Here is a 6,835-nt window from a genome sequence, read left to right on the forward strand (position 1 = left end):
GGCATCGGCAATGGCCTGGCGCTGATCCTGAGCGTCGGCATTGTCGTTGCGCTTCCGCGCGACATCGCCGGCATCCTGGATCTCATGCGGCAGGGTGCGATATCGAGCAATCTCGTGCTCGGCCATGCCCTGTTCTGGATCGCGACCGTCGTCGTGATCGTCCTCGTCGAAGGCGCGCGGCGAAATATAAGCGTCCAGTTTGGCGCGCTCAATTTCGGCACCCGGCAACTGCCGGTGCGCGATGCGATGCTGCCGGTCAAGCTCAACAGTGCCGGGTTCCTGATTCCGGTCACCGTGGCGCCGTGGATCTTCTTTCTACCGCTTGCCGTTGCGGGCTTGGTCCTGGGTAGCGATCACCCTCTGGTCGCCGCGGCGTACCGGCATCTCCAATTGGGGCAGCCTGCTCACATGATCCTGGTGTCGATCGCGGTGTTCGTGCTCGCCTTCGTCTACACGGCCAATGTCGTCGACCCTGAATACACGGCCAAATCTCTGGCGCAGCGTAACGGCACAATTCCCGGTGTTGCAGCGGGCGAGGCGACTGCCGACTATCTCGACCGCGTCGTATCATTGACGACGGTCGTCGGAGCCGTCCACCTGACGGCATTGCAGTTGATTCCAGAGGTCTTCGAGCTTTACGGGATCGGGCTGCCTTATAGTATGATCGTCAATGGCGGTGGAGCGCTGGTTGTGGTTGGCACCGCTCTTGATATCAAAACACAGGTGCGCGACGTATCGCTCACCAATCCGGGGGGCGTACGCCGATGAGAATTATACTTCTGGGACCGCCGGGGTCGGGCAAGGGGACCCAGGCGCAGCTGCTGGTACGGCGCTATGGTATCGTCCAGCTCTCGACCGGCGAGATGCTGCGCGCGGCCGTGGCGGCGGGAACGCCAGTGGGGCTGAAGGCCAAGGAGATCATGGCCAGCGGCGGCCTCGTGCCCGACGACGTCGTGGTCGGAATCATCTCCGACCGGATCGACCAGCCGGACGCCAGGAACGGTTTCATCCTCGACGGTTTCCCGCGCACCGTGCCGCAGGCCGAGGCGCTGGACGAGCTGCTGAGGCACAAGCACCTCAAGCTCGACGCCGTGATCGAGCTCCGCGTCAACGAAAGCGCGCTGCTGAGTCGCGTCGAGACCCGAGTCGCCCAGATGCGGGAGCGCGGTGAGGAGGTTCGGCTCGACGACACCCCGGAGGTCCTGGCCAAGCGGCTCGCCAGCTACCGCAGCCAGACGGAGCCCCTGATTCACTACTATTCCGAGCGGCGGAAGCTCTCGACCATCGATGGCATGATGGCGATCGACGAGGTCACCCGTGCGATCCACCGCCAGCTCCTGGCGCTCGGGGCAGTCGAGCCCAAGACGCATGCCAAGGGAACTGCCAAGGGAACCGCCAAGAACGCGGCCAAGGCAGCGCCGGCCAAGAAGGGGGCCGCCAAGGCGAAAACTGCCAAGAAGCCAGCGAAAGCGGCCAAAAAACCCGCCAAATCCGCTAAAAAGGCGGCCAAGAAGGCCGTGAAGGGCTCCAAGAAGGCGGGCAAGACCACCGCCAAGAAGGCGGTAAAGAAGGCTGCCAAGAAGACCGCCAAGAAGGCTGTCAAAAAGGGTGCCAAAARGGCTGCAAAAAAGGTCACGAAAAAGCGAGCTAAGCGCTAGCAGCGGTTGACGAAAGCCCCCGGAATCCCTTAATAAGCCCCGCATCCAAGTCGGATAGTTTCAGACGATGCCGGGCCCCAGGAAGACCGGGGGTGGGCGTCGTGTTCGCGTTTGTGAACACCTGCCCGAGAACACAAGCACTTAAAGCCTGGTCCTGACGAGGACCGGCAACAGGAGAGAAGGCCGTGGCCCGTATTGCCGGCGTGAACATTCCCACCAACAAGCGCGTGCTGATCGCGCTCCAGTACATCCATGGCATCGGTCAGAAGATCGCCGGTGAGATCATGGAGAAGGTGAAGATCCCGGTGGATCGTCGCGTCAATCAGCTCAGCGACGCCGAAGTGCTCCAGATCCGCGAAGTCATCGACCGCGACTATCTCGTCGAGGGTGACCTGCGTCGTGAGGTCGGCATCAACATCAAGCGTCTGATGGACCTCGGCTGCTATCGCGGCCTGCGTCATCGTCGTGGTCTGCCGGTGCGCGGTCAGCGTACCCACACCAATGCGCGCACGCGCAAGGGCCCGGCCAAGGCCATCGCCGGCAAGAAGAAGTAAGTTTTCGAATCCAATCGCGGCGTGTGGCGAACCGGGGATGACCCGTTCGCCACGCGCCTTTCGTTCCACAGGTGTAGCCGCTGGCATTACGGCGGCGTTTGAGATCTCCAGGAAAGGTACTCAATGGGCAAGGAAGCCACCCGCGTTCGCCGTCGTGAACGCAAGAACATCGCCTCCGGCGTTGCGCACGTGAACTCGTCGTTCAACAACACGACCATCACCATCACCGACGCGCAGGGCAACACGATTGCCTGGTCCTCCGCCGGCACGATGGGCTTCAAGGGCTCGCGCAAGTCGACCCCGTACGCGGCGCAGGTTGCCGCCGAGGACGTGTCGAAGAAGGCGCAGGAGCACGGCATGCGCACGCTGGAAGTCGAAGTCGCCGGTCCCGGTTCGGGCCGCGAGTCGGCGCTCCGCGCGCTCCAGGCCGCAGGCTTCACCGTCACCTCGATCCGCGATGTGACCACGATCCCGCATAACGGTTGCCGTCCCCGCAAGCGTCGGCGCGTTTGATACGAAGTTGCGGGCGCATCGGCGCCCGCAATGACTTTTGCAAAGCCGCGCGAATGATCCGCGGCCTTTCTCCAACGCCAGTGTCTGCACCAGCAGTTTGACTGGCCTGTATGGGTGAAACAGTGACGATCCAGAAAAATTGGCAAGAACTGATTCGGCCGAACAAGCTCCAGATCCAGCCCGGCAGCGATCCGGCCCGTTTCGCGACCATCGTCGCCGAGCCGCTCGAGCGCGGCTTCGGCCAGACCCTCGGCAACGCGCTGCGCCGCATCCTGCTCTCCTCGCTCCAGGGCGCGGCGGTGCAGTCGGTGCACATCGACGGCGTGCTGCACGAGTTCTCCTCGATCGCGGGCGTCCGTGAGGACGTCACCGACATCGTGCTCAACATCAAGGACATCTCGATCAAGATGCAGGGCGAGGGCCCCAAGCGCATGGTCGTGAAGAAGCAGGGCCCGGGCGTCGTGACCGCCGGCGACATCCAGACCGTCGGCGACGTCGTCGTGCTCAACCCGGACCTCCAGATCTGCACGCTCGACGAAGGCGCCGAGATCCGCATGGAGTTCACCGTCGCGACCGGCAAGGGCTACGTGCCCGCCGAGCGCAACCGTCCCGAGGACGCGCCGATCGGCCTGATCCCGGTCGACAGCCTGTACTCGCCGGTCCGCAAGGTCTCCTACAAGGTCGAGAACACCCGCGAGGGCCAGATCCTCGACTACGACAAGCTGACCATGACGATCGAAACCAACGGCGCGCTGACGCCGGATGATTCCGTGGCTTACGCCGCGCGCATCCTCCAGGATCAGCTCAACGTGTTCGTCAACTTCGAAGAGCCGCGCAAGGAAGTCGCCCAGGAGATCATCCCGGACCTCGCCTTCAACCCGGCCTTCCTCAAGAAGGTGGACGAGCTCGAGCTGTCGGTGCGTTCGGCCAACTGCTTGAAGAACGACAACATCGTCTACATCGGCGACCTCGTGCAGAAGAGCGAAGCGGAAATGCTCCGCACCCCGAACTTCGGCCRCAAGTCGCTGAACGAGATCAAGGAAGTGCTGGCCCAGATGGGTCTGCATCTCGGCATGGAAGTGCCGGGCTGGCCGCCGGAGAACATCGACGAGCTCGCCAAGCGCTTCGAAGATCACTACTGAGATTCGTCGTTCCGGGGCGATGCGCAAGCATCGTCCAATGCGCAATTGCGCGTTGTGGAACCTCGAGATTCCGGGTTCGGCTCTGCGAGCCGCCCCGGAATGACGACCGGGCGAACGCAGGCAGCCCACCTGAGCAACATGTCCGACGAACCGTCGCGGCAGTTTTAACGTAAGGAATAGTTACATGCGTCACGGCAAGGTTCATCGGAAGCTCAACCGCACGGCCGAGCACCGCAGGGCGATGTTCGCCAACATGGCAGCCGCGCTGATCAAGCACGAGCAGATCGTCACCACGCTCCCGAAGGCGAAGGAATTGCGCCCGATCGTGGAGAAGCTGGTCACCCTCGGCAAGAAGGGCGGGCTGTCCATGCGCCGCCAGGCCATCTCCGAGATGCGCGACAAGGATCAGGTCAGGAAGCTGTTCGACGTGCTGGCGACCCGTTACAAGGACCGCCAGGGCGGCTACACCCGCATCATCAAGGCCGGCTTCCGCTACGGCGACAACGCCGCGATGGCCGTGATCGAGTTCGTCGATCGCGACGTCGATGCCAAGGGCCAGGATTCCGGTCCGGTGCAGGAGAAGGACGCCGAGGCGGCGTAAGTCGGCTGGCATTTAGTTGAGAAAGCGGCGCCTTGGAGCGCCGCTTTTTTGTTGCTCTCAGCTTTGCGCGCTCTTTTCGTTGCTACTGCGCTGTCCAGGTGGCAATTGGCTCGGATTGTGGAGGCGTTAGAGCCATGAGTGATGCGGAATTACAACTCACATACGTGCCGGACGATCAATGGCTGGGTGAACTCACGGCGGTAGTGAGATCAGGCACATTTTCTGGCCAAGCTTCAGCGTGGTTCAACCGGTCGAATGTAAAGGAACTCTTTGTCACTTCTCTGAGCTCCTTTCCCTTGAGTTCGACAGYGCCACCGACAATCGAAGGTGGTGTGGGCAAAGACGAAGATTTCCAGTGTCATCTTCGAGTGACGGTCAAGCCCTACAACGCCAGAGGTATCCTTCTCGTCCAGGTCGACCTTGTTTCTGACTATCGCCAAGCGACTGTTATTGACGCGCCGAGCTCGGCCACGATCCGCTTCTTGACAGAATATGCGCTCGTCAACGCCTTCGCCAAGGACCTTGATCAGGTCTTGGACGGCACGAAAGAGCGCGCTGTTCTCAGAGGTAGCGCTAGCTAAAGCCGTTTCAGCGGGTACGGAATTGAAAGCGGCGCCCTCGGGCGCCGCTTTTGTTTTTGGGACTGGCGAAGATCGGCGAGACTATTCTTCCTTGATCCCCGCCCTTTGCGCGATCTCCTTCATCTCGGCGGTCTCCTTGCCGATGGCTCCTGCCCAATCGCTGTAGCGCGTGAAGCCTGGTTCGAAGCCGACCTTGGTGAAGCGCTCGATGACGGAAGGGCCGTTGATGATCTCCTCCAGCGTCGCCGACAGCTTGTCGCGAACGGCCGGCGGCAGCCCCTTGGGCGCGACCACCGCGCCCCAGGACGCGAAGTCGATGTTGCCATAGCCGAGTTCGGCAAGCGTCGGCACGTCGGGCAGGTAGGACGTGCGTTTGCCCGAGAACACCGCGAGCACCTTGACGGTGCCGGCCTCGATCTGCGGCTTCACGGCGATCACGGTGTCGACGTGGTACTGAATGTGCTTGCCGATGAGATCGTTCATCGCCGGTGCACTGCCCTTGTAGGGCAGGTGGACCATCTTGACCCCGGCACTCGACTTGAACAGCTCGCCGGCGAAATGCGAGACGGTCGCGACGCCGAAGGATGCGAGCGACAGCTTGTCGGGATTGGCCTTCGCTTCGGCGACCAGCGCAGCCACGTCGTTGACCGGATTGTCCTTGTAGGTGACCAGCGCCAGCGTGATCTTGCCGACCTGGCCGAGCGGCTCGAAATCCTTGGCCGCGTCGTAAGGCACGCTTTCCTTCACGGCCGCCGGCAGCGTGAAGCTCGAGTTCGAGCTGAAGAACAGGGTGTATCCGTCAGGCGCCGAGCGCGCGACTTCCTTGGCCGCGATGGTGGTGCCGCCCCCGGGACGGTTCATGATGATCACGGGCTTGCCGAGCCGCGTCTCCAGCTCGCTGCCGATGATGCGCGCGACCACGTCGGAAGCGCCGCCCGGCGGGAAGGGGCAGATCAATTGCAACGATTTCTCCGGATAGACCGCTTGAGCCGGCGCGAGCGAATTGCCGCCCATCAAGCCGACCAGTCCGAGGAAAATCGTGAGAGCCGTTCGCTTCATCGCATAATTCTTCCGTGTTCACATGAGACGCCGTGCTGCTAGCAATAATCGTTCCAGCAGCGGTTCAGGCAGGGTGTCCACGTTGTCGCAGGAAAAGTGCTCGGCGTCTCACTGATTGGTGAGCGCCGATTGCGGCACGATCCGCCGCGCCCGATATTCGCATCATCGATCTGATGGAGATACTACATGAATATCGACCTTTCCGGAAAAACTGCACTGGTGACCGGCTCGACCGCCGGCATCGGCCACGCCATTGCCAAGGGCCTTGCCGCCTCGGGCGCGAGCGTCGTGATCAACGGGCGCGGCCAGGACAAGGTCGATGCCGCCGTGCGCAAGCTGGAAGCGGCGGGTGGCAATGTGCGCGGCATCGCTGCCGATGTGTCGACCGCGGCGGGCTGCAAGGCGCTCGTGGCGGCGCTGCCAGAGGTCGACATCCTTATCAACAATGCCGGGATCTTCGAGCCAAAGGACTTTTTCGAGATCCCCGACGAGGACTGGAGCCGCTTCTTCGAGGTCAACGTCATGAGCGGCGTGCGGCTGTCGCGCGCGTATCTGAAGGGCATGCTCAAGCGCAACTGGGGCCGCATCGTCTTCATCTCCTCGGAATCAGGCCTCAACATTCCCGTCGAGATGATCCACTACGGCATGAGCAAGACCGCCCAGCTCTCGGTCGGGCGCGGTCTGGCGCAGCTCACCCGCGGCACCGGCGTCACCGTCAATTCCGTGC

The 6,835-nt window shown here is 62.4% G+C and carries 8 protein-coding genes and 1 pseudogene; 8 read left to right on the forward strand and 1 reads right to left on the reverse strand.

Features of this window, described 5'->3' with window-relative positions; genetic code table 11:
- From AC1D00_RS20320 to AC1D00_RS20350, 7 genes and pseudogenes are all read left to right on the forward strand, one after another.
- Positions 1–768 (forward strand): annotated as a pseudogene (locus AC1D00_RS20320) (preprotein translocase subunit SecY); the annotation flags it as partial.
- The gene (locus tag AC1D00_RS20325; protein ID WP_477011892.1) at positions 765–1,658 is read left to right on the forward strand and encodes an adenylate kinase; all 894 of its coding nucleotides are present in this window, start codon (positions 765–767) and stop codon (positions 1,656–1,658) included. The pseudogene AC1D00_RS20320 and the gene AC1D00_RS20325, both read left to right, overlap by 4 nt.
- Positions 1,659–1,843: 185 nt before the next feature.
- Positions 1,844–2,212, forward strand: a complete 369-nt coding sequence (gene rpsM, locus AC1D00_RS20330; RefSeq protein WP_477011893.1) for a 30S ribosomal protein S13 — start codon at positions 1,844–1,846, stop codon at positions 2,210–2,212.
- A 123-nt stretch (positions 2,213–2,335) separates the two neighbouring features.
- The gene (rpsK, locus tag AC1D00_RS20335; RefSeq protein ID WP_007603045.1) at positions 2,336–2,725 is read left to right on the forward strand and encodes a 30S ribosomal protein S11; all 390 of its coding nucleotides are present in this window, start codon (positions 2,336–2,338) and stop codon (positions 2,723–2,725) included.
- A gap of 110 nt (positions 2,726–2,835) precedes the next feature.
- The gene (locus AC1D00_RS20340; RefSeq protein ID WP_477011894.1) at positions 2,836–3,867 is read left to right on the forward strand and encodes a DNA-directed RNA polymerase subunit alpha; all 1,032 of its coding nucleotides are present in this window, start codon (positions 2,836–2,838) and stop codon (positions 3,865–3,867) included.
- A gap of 184 nt (positions 3,868–4,051) precedes the next feature.
- Positions 4,052–4,468, forward strand: coding sequence for a 50S ribosomal protein L17 (gene rplQ, locus AC1D00_RS20345; RefSeq protein ID WP_477011895.1), 417 nt, complete (start codon positions 4,052–4,054; stop codon positions 4,466–4,468).
- A gap of 134 nt (positions 4,469–4,602) precedes the next feature.
- Positions 4,603–5,049 carry a hypothetical protein gene (locus tag AC1D00_RS20350; protein WP_477011896.1) on the forward strand — a complete coding sequence of 149 codons (447 nt, stop codon included), beginning with the start codon at positions 4,603–4,605 and terminating at the stop codon, positions 5,047–5,049.
- Between the two features lie 81 nt (positions 5,050–5,130).
- Here AC1D00_RS20350 and AC1D00_RS20355 read toward each other — a convergent pair whose 3' ends face one another.
- Entirely contained in the window at positions 5,131–6,108 is a 978-nt protein-coding gene (locus tag AC1D00_RS20355; protein WP_477011897.1) for a Bug family tripartite tricarboxylate transporter substrate binding protein, read from the reverse strand.
- A gap of 186 nt (positions 6,109–6,294) precedes the next feature.
- Between AC1D00_RS20355 and AC1D00_RS20360 the strand changes: the two genes are divergently transcribed.
- Positions 6,295–6,835: SDR family NAD(P)-dependent oxidoreductase (locus tag AC1D00_RS20360; protein ID WP_477011898.1), on the forward strand; the 541-nt coding region annotated here is incomplete at its 3' end.

This window comes from Bradyrhizobium sp. P2_E8 (assembly GCF_056403875.1).